This is a genomic window from Pseudomonas sp. Marseille-P9899, from assembly GCF_903166565.1.
Taxonomy (GTDB): Bacteria; Pseudomonadota; Gammaproteobacteria; order Pseudomonadales; family Pseudomonadaceae; genus Aquipseudomonas; species Aquipseudomonas huaxiensis.
Genome location: NZ_CAESCG010000007.1, coordinates 302042 through 326013 on the forward strand (window position 1 = coordinate 302042; position 23972 = coordinate 326013).

A 23972-nucleotide genomic window follows, 5' to 3' on the forward strand; every position below is an offset into this window, starting at 1 on the left:
TCGTACAAAGCTTAGGCTTCGCGCATTTCAAGGAGATGCCCGATGCCGTTTCGTTTCTTCATCAAACAATGGTTGATGCCGCCGGGCATTTTCTTCGTGCTGCTGATTGCCGCCTGGTGGTTGCGCACGTCGTGGCCGCGCACGGCACTCCTGTGTTTTGTTGCGGGATTCGGTGGCCTGCTGGCGATGAGCCTGCCGGTGGTGATGCGGTACGTGGCCAGCCAGATCGAAACGGTGCCGGCGCTGCGCATGGATCAGTGGGCAACGCTAGCCGAGCGTGCTGATGCCATCGTTGTCCTCGGCTCAGGGCGCGAGCGCGGCGACCCGGCCTGGGGCTCGCAAGACCAGCCAACCGGCGTGGCCTTGGAACGCATGCGCTATGCCGCACAACTGGCCAAGGCGTCCGGGTTGCCGGTACTGACCACGGGCGGTCTGCACTACGGTTCGCCGCCCAGCGAAGCACGGCTGATGGCCGATTCGATGCAGCGGGATTTCGGTGTGCCGGTGCGCTGGCTTGAAGAAGAGAGCCGCACCACCTGGGAAAATGCCGAACTGAGCGCTGCCATGCTGTTGCCGCAAGGGGTCAAGCGGGTCGTGGTGGTGACGCAGGCCTGGCACATGCAGCGGTCGGTCTGGAGCTTCCAGCGGGCTGGTTTTGACGTGGTGCCAGCGCCCGTGGGCTTCATGGGCATCGACCACGGTTACCCGTTCGGCGGTTGGCTGCCACACAGCAAGGTGATGTGGCAAAGCGGCCAACTGTTCAACGAAGCAGTTGGCCTTGTCGGTTACCGGCTTTTCTACTGAGGCTCAGACCGTCTTGGCGATCCGGCTGGTCAGCAATGCCCAGCCCAGCAACAGCGTGCAGAGGATCACCAGCGGCCACGAACGCCATTGCAGGTAAGGCGTCAGTTGCTGCATCGGCACCACTTCGCCGTAGAGGATGGCGCGTTCGAACTGCGGAATCTGCACGGTGATCCGACCGAACGGGTCGATCAGGCCGGTAACGCCGTTGTTGGTCGAACGGATCATCCAGCGTCCGGCTTCCAGGGCGCGCATCTGCGCCATCTGCAGGTGCTGCAGCGGGCCGATGGACTTGCCGAACCAAGTGTCATTGCTGATGGTCAGGAGAATGTCGCTGCGTGCCGCCAGGCTCGCGGCCAGTTCCGGGTAGACCACTTCGTAGCAGATGAACGGCGCAAGCTGGTAGCCCTTGGCCTGCAGCAGTGGCTGGTCGGCCGGGCCGCGGGCGAAGTCGGACATGGGCAGGTCGAAGAATTCGATCAGGCCGCGCAGCAGGTCTTGCAGCGGAACATATTCGCCGAAAGGCACCAGCTTCTGTTTCAGGTAGGTGCCGTCGCCTTCGCCGATCGCGGTGATGCCGTTGTAGTAGCGCCGCTGTTCGTGCTCGATCTGCCGCACCGGAACCCCGGTGATCAGCGCCGAATGCCGATCTCCGGCAAAGCCGCTCATCATGTCCAGATAGCCTTGCACCGAGTCCTTGAACACCGGCACTGCGGTTTCCGGCCAGACGATCAGGTCGACCGGCTTGCTGGTGAAGCTCATGTCACGGTACAGCTCCAGTTGACTGCGCAACTGGTTGGGTTCCCATTTCAGGCTTTGTTCGATGTTGCCCTGGATGGCCGCGACCTTCAGGGGATCACCGGACGGCACGGTCCAGGCATGCCCCTTGAGCCCCAGGCCGATGGCCCACGGGCCGACCAGCAAGGCGATACCGGCCGCGAGGAAGGCTTTGCGCGGGCGCAGAAGACGCAGGTTGCACAGCAGCGCGGCGGTCAATGCCAGCGTGAAGGACACCAGCCACATGCCGCCCACCGGCGCGAGTCCGGCGAGTGGGCCGTCAAGCTGGCTGTAACCGGCGGAGAGCCAGGGGAAGCCGGTCAGGAACCAGCCGCGGAAGGCTTCCTGGCCCAGCCACAGGGCGGCGAAGCCCAGGGCGTCGGCCAGTGGCGCTTCGTTGCGCCGCAGCCAGCGCGCCCAGAGCCAGGCGGGCAGGGCAAAGAACCAGGCGATGGAGGCGAAGAACGCGAGCATCAGTCCACCGGCCAGCAGCGCCGAGGCGCCGCCGTAGGTGTGGATACTGACGTAGATCCACCAGGTGCCGGCGGCGAACAGGCCGAAGCCGTAGCACCAACCGCGACCCAGCGCCTGGCGTGGGCTCAGCTCGCGCAGGCCGAGGTAGAACAGACCCAGCGACAGCAAGGCCAGCGGCCAGATATCGAACGGCGCGAGCGCCAGCGGAGTCAGGGCGCCGGCCGCCACGGCCAGCAGGTTACCGGGCCAGCCGGGGCGGGTGATCCAACGCATGGTGGTCCTTAGCGGGTGACGGGAGTCAGGCGCAGCAGGTGTATCCGGCGGCTGTCAGCGTTGAGGATACGGAAGCGATACGGCCCGATTTCAGTGGTTTCGTTGCGCTTGGGCAGGTGCCCGAACGCGCTCATGACCAGGCCACCGACGGTGTCGAACTCGTCATCGGAGAACTCGCTGTCGAAGAACTCGTTGAAGTTCTCGATCGGGGTCAGCGCCTTGATCAGGAAATCGCCACTGGGCAGCGGTTTGATGTAGCTGTCTTCCTCGACATCGTGCTCGTCCTCGATATCGCCGACGATCTGCTCCAGCACGTCCTCGATGGTCACCAGACCCGCCACGCCGCCGTATTCGTCAATGACGATGGCCATGTGGTTATGGTTGGCGCGGAACTCGCGCAGCAGCACGTTCAGGCGCTTGGACTCGGGCACGAAGGTGGCCGGGCGCAGCAGGTCCTTGATGTTGAAGCTGTCGCCGTTCTCCTTGAGGATCAGCGGCAACAGGTCCTTGGCGAGCAGGACGCCGAGGACATCGTCGTGGCTTTCGCCAACCACCGGATAGCGCGAGTGCGCGGCGTCGATGATCGCCGGGAGGAACTCGCGGGGCGACTGCGACGACTTGATGCTGATCATCTGCGAGCGCGGCACCATGATGTCGCGCACCTGCAGGTCGGCGACCTGGATGGCGCCTTCGACGATGGTCAGCGCTTCGCTGTCGAGCAGCTTGTTCTGGTGGGCTTCGCGCAGCAGCTCAAGGAGCTCCTGGCGGTTTTTCGGCTCATGGGCAAAAGCCTGGGTCAGTTTGCCCAGCCAGGACTTTTGCCCGTTGCTCGATCGATCTTCGCTCATGGCGGTTACTCGTGATCCTTGCAGATATCAGTGTGAGGTGTGTCGTCTTCGTCGTCGGCATAAGGGTCCGGATGACCCAGTTCTGCTAGCAACGTTCGTTCCAGTGCTTCCATTTCCTCGGCCTCATCGTCATCGATGTGGTCGTAGCCCAACAGGTGCAGGCAACCATGGATGACCAGGTGCGCCCAGTGGGCTTCGAGGGATTTTCCTTGCTCGGCGGCTTCACGCTCGACCACCGCCACGCAGATCACCAGATCGCCCAGCAGCGGGATATCGAGCATGTCGTCGGGGACGTCGGCGGGGAAGGACAGTACGTTGGTGGCGTAGTCCTTGTGCCTGTACGTGTGATTCAGTTCGCGGGCTTCAGCTTCGTCCACCAGACGGATGGTCATTTCCGAGTCGGCAGTGCGCTGGCGCAGGGCCAGTTCGCACCAGCGGCGGAACAGGGCGTCATCGGGGGCGGCCGCTTCGGTCGCCCGTTGCAGGTCCAGTTCAAGCATTGCGCGGTTTGCCTTCAGCCTTGGCCTGCTGGTCTTCGAAGCGCTCGTAGGCTTCGACGATGCGTTGCACCAGTGGATGGCGCACCACGTCCTTGGGCTGGAAATGGGTGAAGGTGATGCCCGGCACGCCTTTGAGCACCTCGATGACATGGGCCAGGCCCGACTTGGTGCCACGCGGCAGGTCGACCTGGGTGATGTCACCGGTGATCACGGCGGTGGAGCCGAAGCCGATGCGGGTCAGGAACATCTTCATCTGCTCGACGGTGGTGTTCTGGCTCTCGTCGAGAATGATGAAGCTGTTGTTCAGGGTACGGCCGCGCATGTAGGCCAGCGGGGCGATTTCGATGACCTGGCGCTCGATGAGCTTGGTCACGTGCTCGAAGCCGAACATTTCATACAGGGCGTCGTACAGCGGGCGCAGGTACGGGTCGATCTTCTGGGCCAGGTCGCCGGGCAGGAAGCCGAGTTTTTCACCCGCTTCTACCGCCGGGCGCACCAGCAGGATGCGTCGCACCTGTTCGCGCTCGAGCGCGTCCACGGCGCAGGCTACCGCGAGGTAGGTCTTGCCGGTACCGGCCGGGCCGATGCCGAAGTTGATGTCGTTGCCGAGGATTTCCTTGACGTAGCGTTGCTGGTTCAGCCCGCGCGGACGGATGGTGCCCTTGCGCGTGCGCAGCGAGACGCTGACTTCGTTGATGGCCGGGTTTTCCAGCGCTTCAACCGTGGATTCCTGGAGGTACAGATGGACCATTTCCGGCGACAGTTCAGTGGCCTTGGTCTCGCGATAGAGACGGCGCAGCAGTTGCTCGGCGGAAGAGGTGACCTTGGGCTCGCCAATCAATTCGAACTGGTTGCCGCGATTGCGGATTTCGATGGCCAGGCGTTGTTCGATCAGGCGCAGGTGCTCGTCGAACTGGCCGCACAGGTTGGCGAAACGGTGAGCTTCGAAGGGCTCGAGGATGAAACGATGGGGTTCGATGGGTGCGTTCAAGGTTGTTTTAAGCCGCCCTTGGGCAAGAAATATGTGGTGAAGGATAACCCCAGCCGCGTGCCTGCGAAAGCGCTGAAACGATCAATGGGTGGCGGGTTTGTCCGGGCCCGCCACCGTGCGCGATCATCGGCTGACTCAACGGGGGCAAAGTACAGGACCGGTGGTGGACTGTTCCCACGGCAGTGGTCCCAAGGGCCTGTGCTATAGTTCGCGCCCTCTTTGATTCCGATCTTGCCTGCCGAAAATGACCAAGCGTGAAGCCCCCATCTACAAAGTGATCTTTCTCAACCAGGGTCAGGTATTCGAGATGTATGCCAAGCAGATTTACCAGAGTGATCTGTGGGGCTTTCTCGAAATAGAGGAATTCGTGTTCGGCGAGCGCACCCAGGTGGTGGTCGATCCCAGCGAAGAGAAACTCAAGGCGCAGTTTGAAGGTGTCACCCGCAGCTTTGTACCGATGCATTCGATCGTGCGGATTGATGAAGTCGAGCGCCTGGGTACGCCGAAGATCAGTGAGGCCAAGGGCGTCAGCAATGTGATGCCGTTCCCGATGCCTATCTCGGATAAATAAGCCGGAAAAACAAGCCCGGATCAGGGCAGTGGCGAGAAGGGCGTGCGACCGTCGACGGTCTGCAGCTCCAGCAAATACTTGCGGAAGATCTGCCCGAGCACCTGGGTCGCGACTTCCAGTTCATCACGCTGCATCTGCGCCGCCACCTGGTCGGCCAGATCCAGCGCGTCCTCGGCGCCGTTGACCGCCGCCATCTTCAGCACGATATAGGCCTGGACGTTGTTGGCGGGGACGCCTTCGCCGCGGAAGAACATCGTGCCCAGTTGCAGTTGCGCGTCGGCGTGGCCTTGCAGTGAAGCCTGCTCGAAATAATTCAGGGCCTGATTGAGGTCGCGCGGAGTGTTCTTGCCATCGTGATAGAACTCACCCAGTTCGTATTGCGCCTGGGCATCACCGGATTGCGCGGACTGCTTGCAGCGAGTCACGGCGTCGGCGAGTTCTTCTGGGGACGTGTTGAGGGTGCAGCGGCCCGTGGTGGGGATCAGCAACGAGTTACCGCCTGCCATGGCCAGCAGGGGCTGAAGTAGCAACAGGCAGCCCAGGACGAGGGCGCGGCCGGCGCGGTTCATGGTGATCGACTTACCTCTGCAAAGCTGCGGCCAAAGTGTGTCTGGTGGCACATTATGGGATAAGCAGCGCCAACCTTACAAAGTCTTTACCAGAATTTCTGTTAATGAGACGGAATTAACTGTCACGCGTTTGGTTAATTCTTAATAAACAGGGGCGAAAGTCTTACAAGCTATTGGCTTCAAGACTTTCGCCCCCGTTATGTTTGCCCGCTGTTTACTTCAGGCTGGCGAAGGCCCGCTCGGCAGCATCGAGGGTGATCTTCAGTTCGGTTTCGCCGTGGGCGATCGAGGTGAAGCCCGCTTCGAACGCGCTTGGCGCCAGGTACACGCCGCCTTCCAGCATCAGGTGGAAGAAGCGCTTGAAGCGATCGGTGTCGCTGCCCATCACGTCTTCGAAGGTGACGATATCGTCGGCCCCGGTGAAGTACAGGCCGAACATGCCGCCCGCCTGGGTGGTGACGAACGGTACGCCCGCTGCGTCGGCGCGCTGTTGCAGGCCGTCCAGCAGGCGGCTGGTGAAGGCGCTCAGTTCGTCGTGGAAGCCCGGACGGCTGATCAGCTTCAGGGTGGTCAGGCCGGCGGCCATGGCCAGCGGGTTACCGGACAGGGTGCCGGCCTGGTAGACCGGGCCCAGCGGGGCGATCTGTTCCATGATGTGGCGCTTGCCACCGAAGCAGCCGACCGGCATGCCGCCGCCGACGATCTTGCCGAAGGTCGACAGGTCCGGGGTCACGCCGTAGTGCGCCTGGGCGCCGCCGAGGGCGACACGGAAACCGGTCATCACTTCGTCGAAGATCAGCACCACGCCGTGCTGGTCGCACAGGCTGCGCAGGCCCTCGAGGAAACCCGGAGCCGGCGGCACGCAGTTCATGTTGCCGGCTACCGGCTCGACGATGATGCACGCCACGTCCTGGCCGACTTCGCCGAGCATCTTGGCTACCGCGTCGATGTCGTTGAACGGCAGGGTCAGGGTGTGTTTGGCGAAGTCCGCCGGCACGCCGGCCGAGCTTGGCACGCCCTGGGTCAGCAGGCCGGAGCCGGCTTTCACCAGCAGGCTGTCGGAGTGACCGTGGTAGCAGCCTTCGAACTTGATGATGCTGTCGCGACCGGTGAAACCACGGGCCAGGCGGATAGCGCTCATGGTCGCTTCGGTGCCGGAGCTGACCATGCGCACCATTTCCATCGACGGCACCAGCGAGCAGACCAGATCGGCCATCTCGGTTTCCATCGCGGTCGGGGCGCCGTAGGACAGGCCGTGCTCCAGTTGCTTGCGCACCGAGGCCAGCACGTCCGGGTGGCTGTGGCCGAGGATCATCGGGCCCCACGAACCGACGTAATCGACATAACGCTTGTCGTCTTCGTCGGTGACGTAGGCGCCTTCGGCGTGTTTGAAGAACAGCGGGGTGCCGCCGACGCTGCGGAAGGCACGGACCGGCGAGTTGACGCCGCCGGGGATGTGTTTCTGGGCGTTGGCGAACAGGATTTCGGAACGGGACATGGTGGTCTCTCGCAAATCAGATACGGGTAAAGAGGGCGTTGAAGGCACGGGCGCGGCGGGTGACTTCCTGCGTGCTGTCGGCACCGAACAGACCGTGGATCACCGCCAGCAGGTCGGCACCGTGCTCGACCAGCGGCGCGGCGTTGTCCAGGGTGATACCGCCGATGACCGCGATCGGCAGTTTGATCCGTGTGCGGGCCTGTTCCAGCAACTCGACGTTGGCCGCCGGCGCGCCGGGCTTGGTCACCGAATTGAAGAAGCGGCCGAAGGCGACATAGCTGGCGCCTTCGCGGGCGGCCTGTTCGGCCAGATCAAGCTGGGCGTGGCAGGTGGAACCGATGATTGCCTGGCGCCCGAGCAGGGTCCGCGCCGGGGTCAGCGGGCCGTCGGTCTGCCCCAGGTGCACGCCGACGCCCAGGCGCGCGGCCAGTTCGGCGTCGTCGTTGATGATCAACTGGGTCTTGTAGCGCTCGCAGAGGTCGCGCAGCGCTTCGGCATCGCGCAACCGTTGTGCCTGGTTGTCGCTCTTGTCGCGGTATTGCAGCAGGGTCACCCCGCCTTCCAGCGCGGCTTCGACATAAGGCAGAAACCGGCCGGCCAGCAACTGGCTGTCGGTGATGGCATACAAACCGCGTAGCTTCATTACAGGCGCCTCACAGCAATTCAGTGTTTCAGGAGCAGAAATCCAGGGGTAGGCGGCGGGGCACGAACTGGCCCTTGCCCAGTTGTTCGGCGTCGCGCAGGGTCCGCCAGGTGTAATCCAGCGCCGAGCGCACCGCGCTCGGCAGTTGCTCGCCAAGGGCGAGACGGCCGGCGAGGGCGCTGGCCAGGGTGCAGCCGGAACCGTGGTAGCTGCCGGGCAGGCGCTGGCAAGTCCAGGTGGATGGCTCGCCGTCGCGGCTGTACAGGCGGTTATGGATTTCGGTTTCTTCGCCGTGGCCGCCGGTGATCAGCAGGTGTTTGACGAACGGCAGGAGTTTTTCCGCGCATTCGTCGGCCGTGCCCTCGGGCAGTTCGGCGAGGATGCGTGCTTCGGGCAGGTTCGGCGTGGCGATGGTCGCCAGCGGCAGCAGGCGTTCGCGGATCGCGTAGCCGACTTCGTCCTTGCCCAGCCGACCGCCGCCACCGGCGCGCAGCACCGGGTCGCAGACCACCGGCAGGTGCGGATGCGCGCTGAGCAGCTCGACCACGGTCTCGACCATCTCCAGCGAACCGAGCATGCCGAGCTTGACGGCGGCGACCTCGGAATCGGTCAGGACGATGTTGGCCTGGGCCAGCACCCACTCGCGGTCGAGCACGCGGAAGTCCTGGACATTGACGGTATTCTGCACGGTCAGTGCGGTCACGGCCGGAGCGGCGTGACAGCCTTGCGCGATCAGGGCTTCGATATCTGCCTGCAAGCCGGCGCCGCCACTGGGGTCGTGGCCGGAGAGACAGAGGACAACGGGGCGGGAGCTGTAGATATTCATGGTGCGCGAGCTTACCACCAAACTCTTTTAGCGGGTTTGCCGCCGCGTGCGAGTTTTTTGATCGAGCGGTCAGAAATATTTTGTTTTATGGCTGTAGAGGCCGTGCCAGAGCGGCTGGTTTGAAATTCGCCGTGGTTGCTGGCAGCGCCGAGCGGCTATACTTGCGCGCTTCGAAATTGACATCAGGCACTGCCGGATTTCGTCGTCTCAAACGGACAGGAGGCATCGCGACGCGACCGTGCAGGCCACGCTGGGGCTGTATGCGCTATTTGCTGATCGTTCTGTTGGGCTGGCTTCCGTTGCTGGCCGATGCGGTGGAGTTCGACGACTCGACCCGAAACCTGCCCCTGGGCCGCGTCATGCAGGTGTTCGAAGACCACGACGGCAGTGCCTCCATCGTCCAGGTCAGTGCGCCATCCTTTGCCACCCACTTCCAGCCGCACCAGGCTGATGTGCTCAACGCCGGTTATTCCACGTCCGCGTTCTGGCTGAAAATCGATCTCCACTACAACGCCATGCCCGAGGCCGCGCCGCGCACCTGGCTGCTCGAGCTCGCCTACCCGCCGCTGGATCACCTTGAGCTGTATCTGCCGGACGCAGGCGGCGTCTATCGCCTGGCCCAGCGCACCGGCGATGCGCTGCCGTATGCCAGCCGGCAGATCGCCCAAAGCAACTTCCTGTTCGAATTGCCCGTGCAGCCGAACCAGTCGCTGACCGTCTACCTGCGCCTGCACAGCGAAGGCTCGGTGCAGGCACCGCTGACGCTCTGGTCCAGCCAGGCCTATGTGGAAGCCCTGCCGGCGAAGATCTATGTGCTCGGGCTGATCTACGGCGTGCTGCTGGGGATGCTGGTCTACAACCTGTTCATCTATGTCAGCGTGCGCGACACCAGTTACCTCTGGTACATCCTTTATATCGCCTCGTTCGGCCTCTACCAGTTGTCGGTCAACGGTGCGGCGGTGGCGTATTTCTGGCCGGACAGCCCGTGGTGGGCGAATGCCGCGACGCCGCTGTTCATCGGTGCGGCCGGCCTGTTCGGTTGCCAGTTCGCCCGCAGTTTCCTGCAAATGTCACGCCATAGCCGGGCCTTCGACCGTCTGCTGCTGGGGCTGGTGATCTGCTCGGCGCTGGTGATGCTGATGTCGCTGGCCTCCAGCTATGGCCTCGCCCTGCGCCTGGCCACCGCGCTGGCGCTGGCCTTCACCCTGTGCATCTTTGCCGCCGGCGTGTTCGCCTGGCGCCAGGGCATGCGGGTAGCGCGCTACTTCATCATCGCCTGGTCGGCGTTTCTGCTCGGTGGTCTGGTCAACACGCTGATGGTGCTGGGCTACCTGCCCAACGTCTTCCTCACCATGTACGCCAGCCAGATCGGCGCGGCGCTGGAGGTCGGCCTGCTGTCGCTGGCCCTGGCCGACCGGATCAACGGCATGCGCGATGAACAGGCACGAACCCTGCGTGAAGCCGGCCATGCGCTGGAGCAACTGAACCAGCAACTGGCCCACAGCAACCGCCTCAAGGATCAATTCCTCGCCACCGTGACCCACGAACTGCGCACCCCGATGAACGGTGTGATCGGCTCGCTGGAACTGATGCAGACGCTGCCGCTGGAAGCCGAACTGGGCCACTACCAGCACACCGCCAGCGTTGCCGCACAGAACATGATGCGCATGGTCGATGACATCCTCGTCCTCACTGAGTTGCAGGCCGGCCGGCTGGCTGCCCGCCACGAGCCGTTCAGCCTGCGTGGCCTGTTGCAAGAGCTGCGCGGGCGGTTCCATCCGACTGCGCTGGACAAGGGCTTGCTGTTGAACCTGGACGTGGCGGAAGAACTCCCGGACCGGATCGTCGGCGACCGGCACAAGCTGACCCTGTGCCTTGGTCACCTGCTCGACAACGCCCTCAAATTCACCCACCGCGGCGGCGTCAGTCTGCAGGTGCGGGGAGTCAGGGCGCAGGGGCCGTCGCTGCATTTGAGCTTCGTCGTGCGTGACAGCGGCATCGGCTTCGCCGCGCTGGACGACACCCTGCTGTACCAGCGCTTCTTCCAGGTCGATGGCTCGATGAGCCGTGAATACGGCGGCCTCGGTATTGGCCTGGCGATCTGCCGGAAGCTGGCCGCACTGATCGACGCCCGCTTGCAGCACAGCTCGGTGCCGGGCGAGGGCAGCCGCTTCGAGCTCGGGGTAGCGGTGACCCTGGCAGCGCCGCAGAGCGATGCCCAGGGGCAGGTGTCATATCGCGGCTAGTGTGGCGTTTATGTCACTTTGACCGGGCGGCGGGGCGTGATTCACTGGGTTTTTCAGACACGTCCCATACGATCAGGAGCCCGCATGAACCTGCATCAGTACGCTGAAACCCACGAAGTCACCAACCAGCCGCCGTCCCTCGATGGCGCCAATCTCTACCGCCTCGACCTGCCGTTGCAGGAATGGAGCCGCAGGTTCGGAGCGGGTTGGGCCGAGTCGCGGATCGATGCCTACGGTGCCCTTGCCGGCGGGCCGTTGATGGAGGCGGGCTTTCTCGCCAACCAGAACAAACCGCAGTTCGTCAGCCACGACCGCTACGGCCACCGGATCGATCTGGTGGAGTTTCATCCGGCCTATCACCAGTTGATGCGCACGGCCGTCGAGCACGGCCTGCCGTCATTGCCCTGGACCGATCCGCGAGAAGGCGCGCATGTCGCCCGCGCCGCCATGACCTACCTCCACAGCCAGGCCGAAGCCGGCAGTGGCTGCCCGCTGACCATGACCTTCGCCGCAGTGCCGGCGCTGAAGTTGCAGCCGGAACTGGCGCAATACTGGCTGCCCAAGGTGCTGGCCACCGAGTACGACCCACGCAATGTCGGCGACCGGCACAAGACCGGGGTCACCATTGGCATGGCCATGACCGAGAAACAGGGCGGCACCGACGTGCGGGCCAACACCACTCGGGCGTACCCGGTGGGTTCGCCGGGGCCGGGCCAGGCTTACGAACTGGTCGGTCACAAGTGGTTCTGTTCGGCGCCGATGTGCGACGCCTTCCTCACCCTGGCGCAGACCGAAAAGGGCCTGAGCTGCTTCCTGTTGCCGCGCCATCGGCCGGACGACCAGCGCAACGAGTTCTACGTGCAACGCCTGAAGAACAAGCTCGGCAACTGGTCCAACGCATCCAGCGAAGTGGAGTTCCGCGGCGCTCTGGCCTGGATGATCGGCGAAGAAGGCCGCGGCGTGCCGACCATCATCGAGATGGTGGCGATGACCCGCTTCGATTGCATGGTCGGCTCCAGCGCGTTGATGCGCCAGGCCCTGACCCAGGCCGCCCACCACTGCGCACATCGTCAGGTCAGCGGCCGGCTGTTGGCGGAGCAGCCGCTGATGCAGAACGTGCTGGCGGACCTCGCGCTGGAAAGCGAAGCGGCCCTGGCCCTGAGCCTGCGCATGGGCCACGCCCTCGACCATCTCGACGACCCGCATCAGGCCCGCTTCGCCCGGCTGGTGACGGCGGTGGGCAAGTATTGGATCTGCAAGCGCGCCCCGGCGATGATCAACGAGGCCGCCGAATGTATGGGCGGCGCCGGTTATGTCGAAGACAGCATTCTCCCGCGGCTGTACCGCGAAGCACCGGTGAACTCGACCTGGGAAGGCTCGGGCAACGTCCAGTGCCTGGACGTGCTGCGGGCGTTGTCCAAGGAACCCGGCGTGCTCGATAGCCTGTTCGCTGAACTCGGCGATGGCCACGGCGACCCACGCCTGGCCGCGCATATCGGCAACCTCAAGGCGGCGTTCGCCGACACTGGTGATATCCAGTACCGCGCCCGGCAACTGGTCGAGGAGATCGCCGTCGGCCTGCAGGCCAAGCTGCTGCTGGAGGCGGGCAACGCCACGGTGAGCGACGTCTTTATCGCCAGCCGCCTCAGCGCTGGCGGGCGCGTCTATGGCACCTTGCCGCGGGGCGTGGACGTCGCCGCGCTGGTGCAACGGTCCACGCCGGCCTGGCCGCTCTGAACGGGCGTGCCTTTGGCCGCGGATGTAGGCAAGATGGAAACCTGCATGTCAGACAGGAAGTAACCAGTGAGCCGTTTTGATGAAGCCTTCGTTGTCGTAGAAACCGCCGAGCAAGCCGTCGATCGTCTGGCGGCCCTGCACGAAAACGCGACTACCGCCCTGAGCCAGGCGCTCAAGCGCTACCTGAAGGACCGCACCGAGCCGGATGCGGACGAGCGTGCGCTGTTCCGCTACCCCGAACTGCGCCTGACCTATCACTACAACGGTGAGGTTGCCGCCACCACCCGGGCCTACGCCAAGGTCCAGTTGCCGGGCACCTACAGCGTCACCGTCACCCATCCTGCGGCGTTCCGCGGCTACCTGCTGGAACAACTGCGTCCGCTGATGCAGGACTTCACCGTCACGGTCGAAGTGGGCGTCAGCGAGCAGAACATTCCTTACCCCTACGTCGTCGAGCAGGGCGATGAGCTGGCGGGCACCGGCATCACTGCCGCGGCGCTGGCGCGGGTGTTCCCGAGCACCGACCTGTCCGCCGCCACCGACGGCATCGCCGACGGCCTGTACGACTGGGGCAGCGCCGAGACCCTGCCGCTGGCGCTGTTCGACGCCGCGCGGGTGGACTTCTCGCTGCGCCGCCTGGTGCATTACACCGGCAGCGACTGGCGTCATGTGCAGCCGTGGATCCTGCTGACCAACTACCACCGCTATGTCGATCAGTTCATCAGCCATGGCCTTGAGCAACTGCGCAATGACCCGCGTTTCGTGCGCATGGTCCTGCCGGGCAACGTCATCATCGAAAAGGCCATGGACAACGGCGAGGCCCAGGCGCTGGTGGCCGGCGTGGTCTGGCACCGCTACCAGATGCCGGCGTATCACCTGATTGCCGCCGATGGCGATGGCGTCACCCTGGTCAACATTGGCGTCGGCCCGTCCAACGCCAAGAACATCACCGACCACCTGGCGGTACTGCGTCCGCACTGCTGGCTGATGATCGGCCACTGCGGCGGCCTGCGGCAGTCGCAGACCATCGGCGACTACGTGCTGGCCCACGCCTACATGCGGCGCGACGGCATTCTCGACCGCGTGGTGCCGCCGAACATCCCGATTCCGGCCCTGGCCGAAGTGCAGATGGCCTTGCAGGAAGCGGCGGCGCAAGTGACTGGCGAGCGCGGCGACGAGCTGAAGAAACGCCTGCGCACCGGCACCGTGCTGACCTACGACGACCGCAACTGGGAGCTGCGCTGGGCTCAGGAGCGACCGTTGATCAACCTGTCGCGCGCCGTGGCGGTGGACATGGAAAGCGGCACCATCGCCGCCCAGGGTTATCGCCTGCGGGTGCCTTACGGCACGTTGCTGTGTGTCTCGGACAAGCCGTTGCACAGCGAGATCAAGCTGCCGGGTGCGGCCAACGCCTTCTACAACCGCGCCGTCAGCCAGCACCTGAAGATCGGCATCGCCGCCCTCGACCTGCTGCGCACCGAACTGAACTCGCTGCACTCGCGTAAACTGCGCAGTTTTGACGAGCCGCCGTTCCGCTGAGGCCCCATGCCGTTACCACCACGCTCCACGCCGCGCCGCCCCGCGGCAAAACCCGCCGGTCCGCGACGCCCGCCCAAGGCGCCGCCGGCCGAGCCGCGGTTGCTGTTGTTCAACAAACCCTTCGACGTGCTGACCCAGTTCAGCGACGGCGAGGGGCGGGCGACCCTCAAGGATTTCATCGCGGAGCCCGGCGTCTATCCCGCTGGCCGCCTCGACCGCGACAGTGAAGGCCTGCTGCTGCTGACCAACGACGGCCAGTTGCAGGCGCGCATCGCTGACCCGAAGCACAAGCTGCCGAAAACCTATTGGGTGCAGGTGGAAGGCGAACCGAACGAAGAGCAGATCCAGCGCCTGCGCGACGGCGTCGAGCTGAACGACGGCATGACCCTGCCGGCCCAGGCCCGGCAACTGCAAGAGCCGGAACTCTGGCCACGCAATCCGCCGGTGCGGTTTCGCAAGAGCGTGCCGACCAGTTGGCTGGAGTTGATCATCAAGGAAGGGCGCAACCGCCAGGTGCGACGAATGACCGCGGCGGTGGGGCTGCCGACCCTGCGTCTGGTGCGGGTCAGGATCGGCGACTGGACTGTGGACGGGCTTGAGCCAGGCCAGTGGAAGGAAGTGCCTGCGAAGCGCTGAGGCTTACTGATGAAGCTCGATCCAGGTGATCACCACGCTCTTGATGACGAAGGCGAGGACACCCAGGCCGAGCGCGAAAAACAGGATGAACGTGCCGAGTTTGCCGGCCTTGGACTTCTTTGCCAGGTCCCAGACGATGAAGCCCATGAAACCAATCAGGATGGTGACGAGGATGGTCATCATCCACTCTTCGAACAGCACAGGATCCATCGATTTTCTCCGGCGGCGTGAGGCGCGCAAGTATACGCCTCACCCTCAGGGCTGACTAACGCAGGTGCGTCAGTGGCAGCTCCGTACTGGCCAACACTTGATTCAGGACAAAGCTTGAGCGAACGCTGGTCACGCCCTCGATGCGGGTCAGGTGACCGAGCAGCAGTTTCTGGTAATGATCCATGTCCGGCACCACCACCTTGAGCTGGTAGTCGGCGTCCATCCCGGTGACCAGGCTGCATTCCAGCACCTGGGGCAGGTTGCGGATCGCCGCTTCGAAAGTCTCGAAACGCTCGGGTGTGTGTCGGTCCATGCCGATCAGCACGTAGGCGGTCAGGCTCAGGCCGAGCTTCTTGCGGTCCAGCAACGCCACCTGGCGGGAGATGAAGCCGTCGTCTTCCAGTTGCTTGACCCGACGCGAGCAGGGCGAGGGCGACAGCCCGATGCGCTCGGCCAGTTCCTGGTTGGAGATGCGCGCGTCGCGCTGCAATTCGGCGAGAATGCTCAGGTCATAGCGGTCCAGCTTGCTCATCGATCAGGCCTTTTCTGTTTGAATTGCTGACAATTATTAATATTTAGTAAAAAATTGCGCAAGTGATGTTTTTTCCCGCAATCTTCGCAATCCTCTGTCACCTCGATTTTCCTATGATTGTTTCCAGAATCACTGCCCGGACACACGTCCACGGCGACTGACTCAATCAGGACAGTCGCGGCCAGCAATCCCACAGGGTTGTGCTTGGCCCCCGGGCTACACACGGTCCACAAGACAGGTGTGAGGTGAGCCGGCGTCACAAGCGCCGAGCCAGGACAAAATTCTCAAAGGGCGACCCAACGGTCGCCCTTTTTTAATGTCCGAGATTTCATCTGGCGACCGGAACTGCGCCTGCTAGAGTGGCGCTGTGATCATTTCCTACGATGAAAGAGGAACAGCATGACCTTGCGTATCTGGCCGTTGGTGGGTGTCGGCGTGCTCTGCCTGAGCCTGGGCGTCCATGCCGATGACGAGCGGGATCACCGCGGGCCTTCGGAGTCCCGCGGCGGCGAGCAGCGTCAACAGGGATCGCCGCTGGGCCAGCGGCCGGACGAAGTGCGACAGACCCAGCAGCCGCGGCAGGGCCATTACCAGGACATCCCCCGGCGCAACGATGGCAACCCGAACTGGCAGGGCAACCAGGGCGGCCAACGCCCGCAGCAGCCGAACTGGTCGGGCCGTCCCGACGGGCATGGCAATGGCTGGGGGCCGGGACCGCAATACCGGCCGGGGCACACCATCGATCGCTTCCCTGATCGTTTCTCGCGGGTGCCGTATCGCGGTCAGGACTACTTCTTCTCCGGCGGCTACTGGTATCGCCCGCATGGCGGCGGTTACGTGGTGGTGACGCCGCCTTACGGCGTGCGGGTGGCTTACCTGCCGGATTACGCCCGCGAGATGTGGATCGGCGGGGCGCTGTTCTTCCTGGTGGCGGACACCTATTACCAGTATCAGAACGACAGCCGCGAGTACGTGGTGGTCAATCCACCGCAGGTTCAGCAGCCGGTGCCGGTGCAGGGCAGCGGCTATGACGTGGTCGCCTACCCGATGCAGGGCCAGCCGCCGCAGCAGGTCGAGCAGGACCGTTATCAATGCCATCGCTGGGCGGTGGAGCAGAGTGGCTTCGACCCGGCCTATGCCAACCAGGCGCCACCGGTGCAGGTGGCGGATACCTATCGGCGGGCGATGGGGGCTTGCATGGCGGGGCGGGGGTATAGCGTCAACTGATCCTGGGGCTCAATCGCTGGCGTGTCGGGGTGCCGAACCGCCGCGATTGAGGCCCTGGAGATCACCCCTAAACCGGATCCGCATGTACCAGCACCTCGGCCCGCGGATACTCACGAGTGATCGCCGCCGCCGCGTCCTCGCACAACCCGTGCGCCTGGGTCAGCGGCAACGCCCCCGGCAATTCCAGATGCACCTGCACGAACCAGCGACTCCCCGAAACCCGCGTGCGCAGGTCATGCGCACCGACTACGCCCGGCACCGCACACACCAGGCCGAGCATCCGCTCGCTGACATCCGCCGGTAATTCCTCATCCATCAGCGTGGCAAAGCTCTCGCGAGCAATGGTCAGCGCGCTCCAGAGGATGTAGACCGCAATCCCCAAACCGAAAAACGCATCCAGTTGCGGCCAGCCAAACGCTGCCAGCAACAGGGCGACGAGGATGCTGCCGTTGAGCAGCAGGTCGGAACGGTAATGCAGCGAATCAGCCCGCACTGCCGTGGAGCCGGTGATGCGGATCACCCGCGCTTGCACCATCAGCAGCGCCACGGTGAGCACCAGCGACAACACCATCACCGCCACGCCCAGCCCGGCATTGCCCAGCGGCTGCGGGTTCTGCAACCGCTCCACGGCCTGGAACGCGATCAGCACCGCACTGACACTGATAAACAGCGCCTGCGCCATGCCCGCCAGCGCTTCGGCTTTGCCGTGCCCGTAACGGTGATCTTCATCGGCGGGGCGCAGCGCGTAATGCACCGCGATCAGGTTGAGAAAGGACGCGGCGCCGTCGAGCAGCGAGTCGGTCAGGCCGGCCAGCAGGCTGACCGAACCACTAAGCCACCAGGCGATTGCCTTGCTGACGATCAGGATGCACGCCACCGCCAGCGAAGCGCGAGTGGCGAGGCGCAGCAGGCGAGCGTGCTCGACGGAGGTGGTGGTCATGTCAGGCGGCAGGAACCAGGCCGTACATCGCCAGTTGTTCGGTGCTGCCCTTGTGCTGGATCAGGCGTGGGTCGTTCAGCGGCAGGCGCTGGCCCAGTTCGCTTTCGATAATGGCTTGCAGGCGGGTGTTGTCCACTTTGCCGTCAGCGCCGATGGCTTCGTTGAGCTTCTCTGGCGAGACTTGCGCGGTGCTGCCGCCCGGCAGGTAGATCGCGCCGCTGGCGAAGTCGATGCCGAAGGCGATCAGACCGGGGATCACATAGAAGAGGATGCCGACCGCGTCGAGGGCGACGATCACCGGGTCGATCTTGCCTTCGATCTGGCCGCGACGGTCGGGGTAGAACAGGGTGCCGCAGGCCGTGAGCTGAGTCAGCAGGGCTGCGATCAGGGCGCCACCAGTGACACGGGAAGAAATACGCATTGAGAGTCTCCGCAATGAAAGCCGCAACGATACCGGCAAAAGGCCGGCTTCAGGGGATAAGACCATGATAGGGCAGGCTGGGTTCGCCGTTATACTCGCCCCATTGTTTGAGGGCTACCATGATTTCCTTACCGATTGATGCCGTTCTGCCAGCGCTGCGCGAAGCCTTGGCGCAACGCCACGAAGCCGTGCTCGAAGCACCGCCTGGCGCCGGCAAGACCACCCGCGTACCGCTGGCGCTGCTGAACGAGCCGTGGCTGGCCGGGCAGACCATCCTGATGCTCGAACCACGGCGCCTGGCCGCCCGCGCCGCCGCCGAGCGGCTGGCCAGCGAACTGGGCGAAAAGGTGGGCGAGACGGTCGGTTATCGCATCCGTCTGGACAGCAAGGTCGGCCCGCGCACGCGCATCGAAGTGGTCACCGAAGGTATCCTCACCCGCCGTCTGCAGGACGATCCGGCGCTGGATGGCGTCGGCCTGCTGATCTTCGACGAGTACCACGAACGCAGCCTTGATGCCGACCTCGCCCTGGCCCTGAGCCTCAATGGCCGTGAGCTGCTGCGCGATGATTCGCCGCTGAAAATCCTGCTGATGTCCGCGACCCTGGAAGGTGAACGCCTGTCGGCGCTGCTGGACGATGCCCCGGTGATCAGCAGCGAAGGCCGCATGTTCCCGGTGCAGATGCGCTGGAGCCGGCCGTTCCAGCCCGGCGAGTACATCGAGCCACGGGTGGTGGACACCGTGCTGCAGGCGCTGGACGACGAGAGCGGCAGCTTGCTGGTGTTCCTGCCGGGTCAGGCCGAGATTCGCCGCGTGCATCAGTCCTTGCAGGACGCGTTGGGTGGCCGCGCTGGCGTTCTGCTGTGCCCGCTGCATGGTGAACTCGACCTGTCCGCCCAGCGCGCCGCCATCGAGCCCGCCCCGGCGGGCACGCGCAAGGTGGTGCTGGCGACCAACATCGCCGAGACCAGCCTGACCATCGACGGCGTGCGGGTGGTGGTGGATGCCGGGCTGGCGCGGGTGCCGCGTTTCGACCCCGGCAGCGGCATGACCCGCCTCGATACCCAGCGTATTTCCCGCGCCAGCGCGACCCAGCGTGCGGGTCGCGCCGGACGCCTGGAACCGGGCGTGTGTTACCGGCTGTGGTCCGAGGCCCAGCACGAGCAACTGGCGGCCTACGGCACCGCGGAAATCATCCAGGCCGACCTCTCCGGGCTGGCCCTGCAACTCAGCCGCTGGGGCGTGATCCCGACGCAATTGCGCTGGCTCGATGTGCCGCCCGCCGCCGCCTACGCCCAGGCTCAGGATCTGCTCCTGCGCCTCGGCGCGCTGACCGCCGAGCGCCTCGGCCTCACCGCGCACGGCCAGGCGATGGCCGAACTGCCGGCCCATCCGCGTATCGCCCACCTGCTGCTGCGCGGCCAGGACCTGGGGCTGACCGCGATGGCCTGTGATGTCGCCGCCTTGCTCGGCGAGCGCGACATTCTTCGCGGTGCTGGCGCCGATCTGCACAGCCGCTTGAGCCTGCTCAGCGGCGAAACCCGCGCCAATCGTGGCGGCCAGGGCGGCGTGCAGCGGGCGCGGCAGTTGTCGCGGCAATACCGCGGTTTTCTGCGCAACAAGCCCGGCGCCGCCGTCGCCGATCCCGATCACCCGCGTTGGCTCGGCGCACTGCTGGCGCTGGCCTACCCGGACCGGGTGGCCCAACAGCGCCGCGCTGGCGGCGCGGAGTACCGGCTGGCCAATGGTCGCGCCGCGCAGTTCGGCGAGGCCGATGCCTTGATGAAAGAGCCCTGGCTGGTGGTCGCCGACCTCGGTAGTCGCCAGGGCCAGCGCGAAGAGCGCATCTATCTGGCCGCCGAGCTTGATCCGGCGCTGTTCGATGACGTGCTCGCCGAGCAGGTCAGCGTGGTCGAGCAACTGGAGTGGGATGAAAAGGAAAACGTCCTGCGCGCCGAGCGCCAGCGCAAGCTCGGCGAACTGGTACTCAGCCGCGAACCGCTGACCGGCCTGGACGCCGACGCCCGTGCCCGCGCCTTGCTCGACCTAGTGCGGCGCAAAGGCCTGGCGCTGCTGTCATGGACCCCGGAACTGCGCCAGTGGCAGGCGCGGGTGGCGTTGCTGCGCCAGCTCGACCTTGCCGCTGGCGGGCAAAGCGAATGGCCGGACCTGAGCGACGACGCCTTGCTGGCGACCCTGCCGGACTGGCTGCAGCCGTACCTGGGCAAAGTCACCCGCCTGAGCCACTTCGCCCAGCTCGACCTCTCCTCGATCCTGCGCAATTTGTTGCCGTGGCCGCTGCCGCAGCGCCTGGACGAATGGGCGCCGGTGCATATCAACGTGCCGTCGGGTTCGAACATCCGCATCGACTACAGCGAGCAGCCGCCGGTGCTGGCGGTCCGCATGCAGGAACTGTTCGGCCTGGCCGACACGCCGCGTATTGCTCAGGGCCGGCAGAAGGTCTTGCTGCACCTGCTCTCGCCGGCACGACGGCCGGTGCAGGTCACCCAGGACCTGGCGAACTTCTGGCGCAGCACCTACGCCGAAGTGAAGAAGGATTTGAAGGGACGCTATCCGAAGCACTACTGGCCGGATGACCCGCTGGTGGCGGAAGCGACGGCGCGGGCGAAGCCGCGGGGGACCTGAGTGCGCTGCTAAGCGCACTCAGGTTTGGGAGGGTTCTCAGCCGGCTTCGGAAAAGTCAGCAACCTGCACATTCCGCCGGAATCCGCTGGTCAGCACCAGCAGGTAGACCACGCCGACGCCGAACCAGGCCAGGCCGATGCTCAGGGTCAGGGCGGACAGGCTGGTCCACAGCCACAGCGTCAGGGCCAGGCCGATCAGCGGCACCACACCGTGCAGCAGCAGGTTTTTCGGCTGGCCTTTGGCGAACAGGTGGGTGCGCAGCACGGCCATGTTCACCGCCGAGAAGGCCACCAGTGCGCCGAAGCTGATCAGCGATGCCAGCGTTCCCAGGTCGATGACCAGCGCCACCAGCGAAATCAGCGACACCAGCAGGGTCGCGTTGACCGGGGTGCCGAAGCGCGCCGACAGGGTGCCGAAGCAGCGCTCGGACAGCAGCTTGTCGCGGCCCATGCTGTAGATGATCCGCGAGACGGCCGCTTGCGAGGCCAGCGCCGAACCCAGGCTGCCGGCCACGAAAGCCGCAGTGAAGAAGTTGGCGAGGAATTGGCCACCGACGGTGAACATCACTTCATTGGCGGCAGTGTCGGCGTTTTCGAAGTGGCTGCCCGGGATCGCCAACTGGCTGAGGTAGGCCAGCAGGGTGAACAGCACGCCCGCCGCCAGTGTGGTCAGCATGATCGCGCGCGGCACGGTGCGGCGGGCGTCACGGGTTTCCTCGGCGAGGGTAGAGACGGCGTCGAAGCCCAGGAACGACAGGCACAGGATCGCGGCGCCGGCCATCAGCGGGTTGAAGCCGGGCTTGCTGCCGTCGCCCAGCAGCGGCGAGAGGTAGTCGACAGGTCCGGCATTGCCCAGTGAGTTACAGGACAGGGCCACGAACACCACGATGAAAATCACCTGCGCGCCGACGATCAGGTTGCTCGCCTTGGCGACCGAGCGGATCCCGAGGACGTTGAGCACGGTCACCAGGGCGATCGACACCAGGACGAAAACCCAGGCCGGAATGGCGGGGAAGGCGATGTTCAGGAACAGCCCGATCAACAGGTAGTTGATCATCGGGATGAACAGGTAATCGAGCAGCAGCGACCAGCCGGCGAGGAAGCCGACATTCGAGCCGAAGGCGATATTGGTGTAGGAGTAGGCCGAACCCGCTACCGGAAAGCGGCGAACCATGATGCCGTAGGACGCGGCGGTGAAGAGCATGGCGGCGAGGGTCACCAGATAGGCGCCTGCGGTTCTGCCACCGGTGGTTTCGGTCACGATGCCGTAGGTGGTGAAGATGGTGAGCGGCACCATGTACACCAGCCCGAAAAAGACCAGGGCGGGCAGCCCCAGGACGCGACGAAGTTGTTCGTCACCCTTCGCTGTGAGGGTGTGATTGCTAGTGGTCATCTGGAATCCCGTTATTTTTTTTATACGGTTGCACGCATGAACCATGCGGTGGCGATACCTGCCGATGCTGTCCTGTGTGCGGGCTAGGCTAGCAGCCGAGGACAAAGCACCGTAAGCGAATTGATATTGCATGCGCGCAAGGTGTGATTGCCGAGATGCCCGGTCTAGAGCGCTAGCGCCTTCAGGCGTTGAACCCCAGTGCCGCCGAAATCTCCCCGCTCGCTGCCAGCAGGGCATCGAGAAACGCCTCCTGCGCCGCCGAGGTGTTCATCACCGCGTCCGGGCCGGACAGGTTGATCGCGGCGGTGATGGCGCCGCTGTGATCGCGGATTCCGCTGGCGATGGCGGTGGAGTAATCCGAGCGGTGCAGCACCCAGCCGCGTTCACGGTCTTCGGCGATCAACCGGCGCAGTTCCGGCAGCGTGCGCGGCGCGGGCGGCGGGTAGTCGTCGAGGCGCACGTGCTGGTAGAGCTGGCTCAGTTCGCTATCGTTCAAGGCGGTCAGCAGCACCCGGCCAAGGGCCGTGCCGTGGCAGGGCAGGCGGGTGCCGATGGGGATGTTCACCGTCAGGCGCTGCGGGGCGAAGGCGCGGTAGATGTAGAGGCTGTCGGTTTGTTCGCGAATGCTCAGGTGGCAGGACAGCGAGGTGCGGTCACGCAGGTCGTTGAGGTGGGGCATGGCGACTTCGACGATGTCGCGGCTGGCGAGGTAGGCGAAGCCGTCGGAGATGACCCGGCTGCCCAGCTCGAAGTCGCTGCGCCCGACCTTGCGCAGGTAGCCCATGTCCACCAGCGTCTGCACGATGCGGTAGACGGCGGAGGGGCTGACGGCCAGGCGCTCGGCCATGTCCTGCATGCTCAGGGTGCGCTGGCGGCCGTTAAACATGCCGAGGATGGCGAGGCCGCGTTGCAGCGCGGGGACGTGGTAGTCGGTGGGTTCGATGGCGGTCATTGGGGGCTCGTCAGAGGGTGGGAACGACGGGGCCGCTTTGCGGCCCTTCGCGAGCAAGCTCGCTCCCACAGGTATCTGAGTCCACCTTGTGGGAGCGAGCTCGGCGGATCGCCGCACCGTCGCGAAGAACCGCAAGGCGGTTCCAAAAATGGATCAGCCAAGCAAACTCTCAAGGCTCACCGGCAACCCACCAAACTCCCCCATCGCATCCAGCAGCGCATCCTGGAAATACGCCAGCGAAGCCCGATCAAAAAGAATGTGGAACCGCGCCAACTCCGCATTCCCGGCGTTGATCACAATCGCATTGAGCCGCGCCACCGAAGTCTGCGCCACGCTACCCACCGGGAAGGCTTCGCTGCGCAGGTCGACGCCGCACAGCTTGGCCATCACGTCGGCCACATGCCGTCCGGACAACTGCACCCATGCGTGGCTGTCCTGGCGTGGCAGCAGATAATTGCGCTGCTCGCTGAACTGCCAGCCGGCTTCTTCGGCGGCGATGCGCTCGCCGCGATCCACCAGGCTGCCCAGCAGCAGATACTCGGTCTGCGACAGCCGCGCCACCAGCGTGCCGTCGGCGAGAAACACCGCCTGGTTGGGCGTCGGCGGCAGTTCGTAGTCGCGCTGTTGCAGCCAGGCGGCGGCATCGGCGCCGCGAAAGCCCACTCGCGGCAGGTCGGTCAGGTCGATGAGCGCGCAGCGCTCGATAGGGTTGAGGCTGGTCATG

General features: G+C 64.8%; 23 protein-coding genes. 8 read left to right on the top strand and 15 right to left on the bottom strand.

The annotated features are described in order from the left end of the window. Positions 1-42: 42 nt before the first annotated feature. Complete coding sequence (locus tag HWV67_RS27750; protein WP_175653544.1) at positions 43-804, top strand: YdcF family protein; 762 nt, start codon at positions 43-45, stop codon at positions 802-804. Between the two features lie 3 nt (positions 805-807). Here the strand turns inward: HWV67_RS27750 and lnt are convergent, their stop codons facing one another. Genes lnt through HWV67_RS27770 form a run of 4 tightly spaced genes read right to left on the bottom strand, consistent with a single transcriptional unit; the run spans position 808 to position 4664 of the window. Next, positions 808-2325, bottom strand: coding sequence for an apolipoprotein N-acyltransferase (gene lnt, locus HWV67_RS27755; protein WP_175653545.1), 1518 nt, complete (start codon positions 2323-2325; stop codon positions 808-810). A gap of 8 nt (positions 2326-2333) precedes the next feature. Further along, the gene (locus HWV67_RS27760; protein WP_095159310.1) at positions 2334-3173 is read right to left on the bottom strand and encodes an HlyC/CorC family transporter; all 840 of its coding nucleotides are present in this window, start codon (positions 3171-3173) and stop codon (positions 2334-2336) included. A 5-nt stretch (positions 3174-3178) separates the two neighbouring features. After that, positions 3179-3673, bottom strand: a complete 495-nt coding sequence (ybeY, locus tag HWV67_RS27765; RefSeq protein ID WP_175653546.1) for an rRNA maturation RNase YbeY — start codon at positions 3671-3673, stop codon at positions 3179-3181. Beyond that, positions 3666-4664, bottom strand: coding sequence for a PhoH family protein (locus HWV67_RS27770; protein WP_095159308.1), 999 nt, complete (start codon positions 4662-4664; stop codon positions 3666-3668). The genes ybeY and HWV67_RS27770 overlap by 8 nt, the downstream gene beginning before the upstream one ends. A gap of 244 nt (positions 4665-4908) precedes the next feature. Between HWV67_RS27770 and HWV67_RS27775 the strand changes: the two genes are divergently transcribed. Continuing rightward, on the top strand, positions 4909-5235 hold the full coding sequence (locus HWV67_RS27775; RefSeq protein ID WP_095159307.1) for a DUF1820 family protein: 327 nt from the start codon (positions 4909-4911) through the stop codon (positions 5233-5235). A 20-nt stretch (positions 5236-5255) separates the two neighbouring features. On the opposite strand, the gene HWV67_RS27780 is transcribed toward HWV67_RS27775, so the two are convergent. The 4 genes from HWV67_RS27780 to HWV67_RS27795 all read right to left on the bottom strand — a co-directional run bounded on the left by HWV67_RS27780 (position 5256) and on the right by HWV67_RS27795 (position 8771). Then, on the bottom strand, positions 5256-5804 hold the full coding sequence (locus HWV67_RS27780) for a tetratricopeptide repeat protein (RefSeq protein ID WP_095159306.1): 549 nt from the start codon (positions 5802-5804) through the stop codon (positions 5256-5258). A 214-nt stretch (positions 5805-6018) separates the two neighbouring features. Beyond that, positions 6019-7302 (bottom strand): glutamate-1-semialdehyde 2,1-aminomutase, encoded by a 1284-nt coding sequence (hemL, locus tag HWV67_RS27785; protein ID WP_175653547.1) that lies wholly within the window; start codon positions 7300-7302, stop codon positions 6019-6021. A 16-nt stretch (positions 7303-7318) separates the two neighbouring features. Next, positions 7319-7945: a thiamine phosphate synthase gene (gene thiE, locus HWV67_RS27790; protein ID WP_175653548.1), complete on the bottom strand. Its 627-nt coding sequence runs from the start codon at positions 7943-7945 to the stop codon at positions 7319-7321. Positions 7946-7973: 28 nt separating this feature from the next. Then, positions 7974-8771, bottom strand: coding sequence for a hydroxymethylpyrimidine/phosphomethylpyrimidine kinase (locus tag HWV67_RS27795; RefSeq protein WP_175653549.1), 798 nt, complete (start codon positions 8769-8771; stop codon positions 7974-7976). A 260-nt stretch (positions 8772-9031) separates the two neighbouring features. Here HWV67_RS27795 and HWV67_RS27800 point away from each other — a divergent pair, with 260 nt between their 5' ends. The 4 genes from HWV67_RS27800 to HWV67_RS27815 all read left to right on the top strand — a co-directional run bounded on the left by HWV67_RS27800 (position 9032) and on the right by HWV67_RS27815 (position 14929). Then, positions 9032-11017, top strand: coding sequence for a sensor histidine kinase (locus HWV67_RS27800; protein WP_175653550.1), 1986 nt, complete (start codon positions 9032-9034; stop codon positions 11015-11017). 84 nt (positions 11018-11101) lie between these two features. After that, positions 11102-12754 carry an acyl-CoA dehydrogenase family protein gene (locus HWV67_RS27805; protein WP_175653551.1) on the top strand — a complete coding sequence of 551 codons (1653 nt, stop codon included), beginning with the start codon at positions 11102-11104 and terminating at the stop codon, positions 12752-12754. Between the two features lie 66 nt (positions 12755-12820). Then, on the top strand, positions 12821-14293 hold the full coding sequence (amn, locus tag HWV67_RS27810; RefSeq protein WP_175653552.1) for an AMP nucleosidase: 1473 nt from the start codon (positions 12821-12823) through the stop codon (positions 14291-14293). A gap of 6 nt (positions 14294-14299) precedes the next feature. Next, the gene (locus HWV67_RS27815) at positions 14300-14929 is read left to right on the top strand and encodes a pseudouridine synthase (RefSeq protein ID WP_256680221.1); all 630 of its coding nucleotides are present in this window, start codon (positions 14300-14302) and stop codon (positions 14927-14929) included. 3 nt (positions 14930-14932) lie between these two features. Here HWV67_RS27815 and HWV67_RS27820 read toward each other — a convergent pair whose 3' ends face one another. Beyond that, a complete protein-coding gene (locus HWV67_RS27820; RefSeq protein WP_095159298.1) occupies positions 14933-15139 on the bottom strand; it encodes a DUF2788 domain-containing protein in 207 nt (68 codons plus the stop codon). A 55-nt stretch (positions 15140-15194) separates the two neighbouring features. After that, positions 15195-15671 (bottom strand): Lrp/AsnC family transcriptional regulator, encoded by a 477-nt coding sequence (locus HWV67_RS27825; RefSeq protein ID WP_009394930.1) that lies wholly within the window; start codon positions 15669-15671, stop codon positions 15195-15197. A 399-nt stretch (positions 15672-16070) separates the two neighbouring features. On the opposite strand from HWV67_RS27825, the gene HWV67_RS27830 reads away from it, so the two are divergent. Next, positions 16071-16898: a DUF6515 family protein gene (locus tag HWV67_RS27830; protein WP_175653553.1), complete on the top strand. Its 828-nt coding sequence runs from the start codon at positions 16071-16073 to the stop codon at positions 16896-16898. Positions 16899-16965: 67 nt separating this feature from the next. On the opposite strand, the gene HWV67_RS27835 is transcribed toward HWV67_RS27830, so the two are convergent. Beyond that, positions 16966-17838: a cation diffusion facilitator family transporter gene (locus HWV67_RS27835; protein ID WP_175653554.1), complete on the bottom strand. Its 873-nt coding sequence runs from the start codon at positions 17836-17838 to the stop codon at positions 16966-16968. A gap of 1 nt (position 17839) precedes the next feature. Further along, complete coding sequence (locus HWV67_RS27840; protein WP_095159295.1) at positions 17840-18259, bottom strand: polyribonucleotide nucleotidyltransferase; 420 nt, start codon at positions 18257-18259, stop codon at positions 17840-17842. A gap of 119 nt (positions 18260-18378) precedes the next feature. Between HWV67_RS27840 and hrpB the strand changes: the two genes are divergently transcribed. Continuing rightward, on the top strand, positions 18379-20904 hold the full coding sequence (hrpB, locus tag HWV67_RS27845) for an ATP-dependent helicase HrpB (RefSeq protein ID WP_175653555.1): 2526 nt from the start codon (positions 18379-18381) through the stop codon (positions 20902-20904). 36 nt (positions 20905-20940) lie between these two features. Here hrpB and HWV67_RS27850 read toward each other — a convergent pair whose 3' ends face one another. The 3 genes from HWV67_RS27850 to HWV67_RS27860 form a co-directional block, all read right to left on the bottom strand. Next, positions 20941-22296, bottom strand: a complete 1356-nt coding sequence (locus HWV67_RS27850; RefSeq protein WP_175653556.1) for an APC family permease — start codon at positions 22294-22296, stop codon at positions 20941-20943. Positions 22297-22477: 181 nt separating this feature from the next. Beyond that, the gene (locus HWV67_RS27855; protein WP_175653557.1) at positions 22478-23248 is read right to left on the bottom strand and encodes an IclR family transcriptional regulator; all 771 of its coding nucleotides are present in this window, start codon (positions 23246-23248) and stop codon (positions 22478-22480) included. Positions 23249-23401: 153 nt separating this feature from the next. Beyond that, positions 23402-23971, bottom strand: coding sequence for a sarcosine oxidase subunit gamma (locus tag HWV67_RS27860; protein WP_175653558.1), 570 nt, complete (start codon positions 23969-23971; stop codon positions 23402-23404). Position 23972 lies beyond the last annotated feature (1 nt).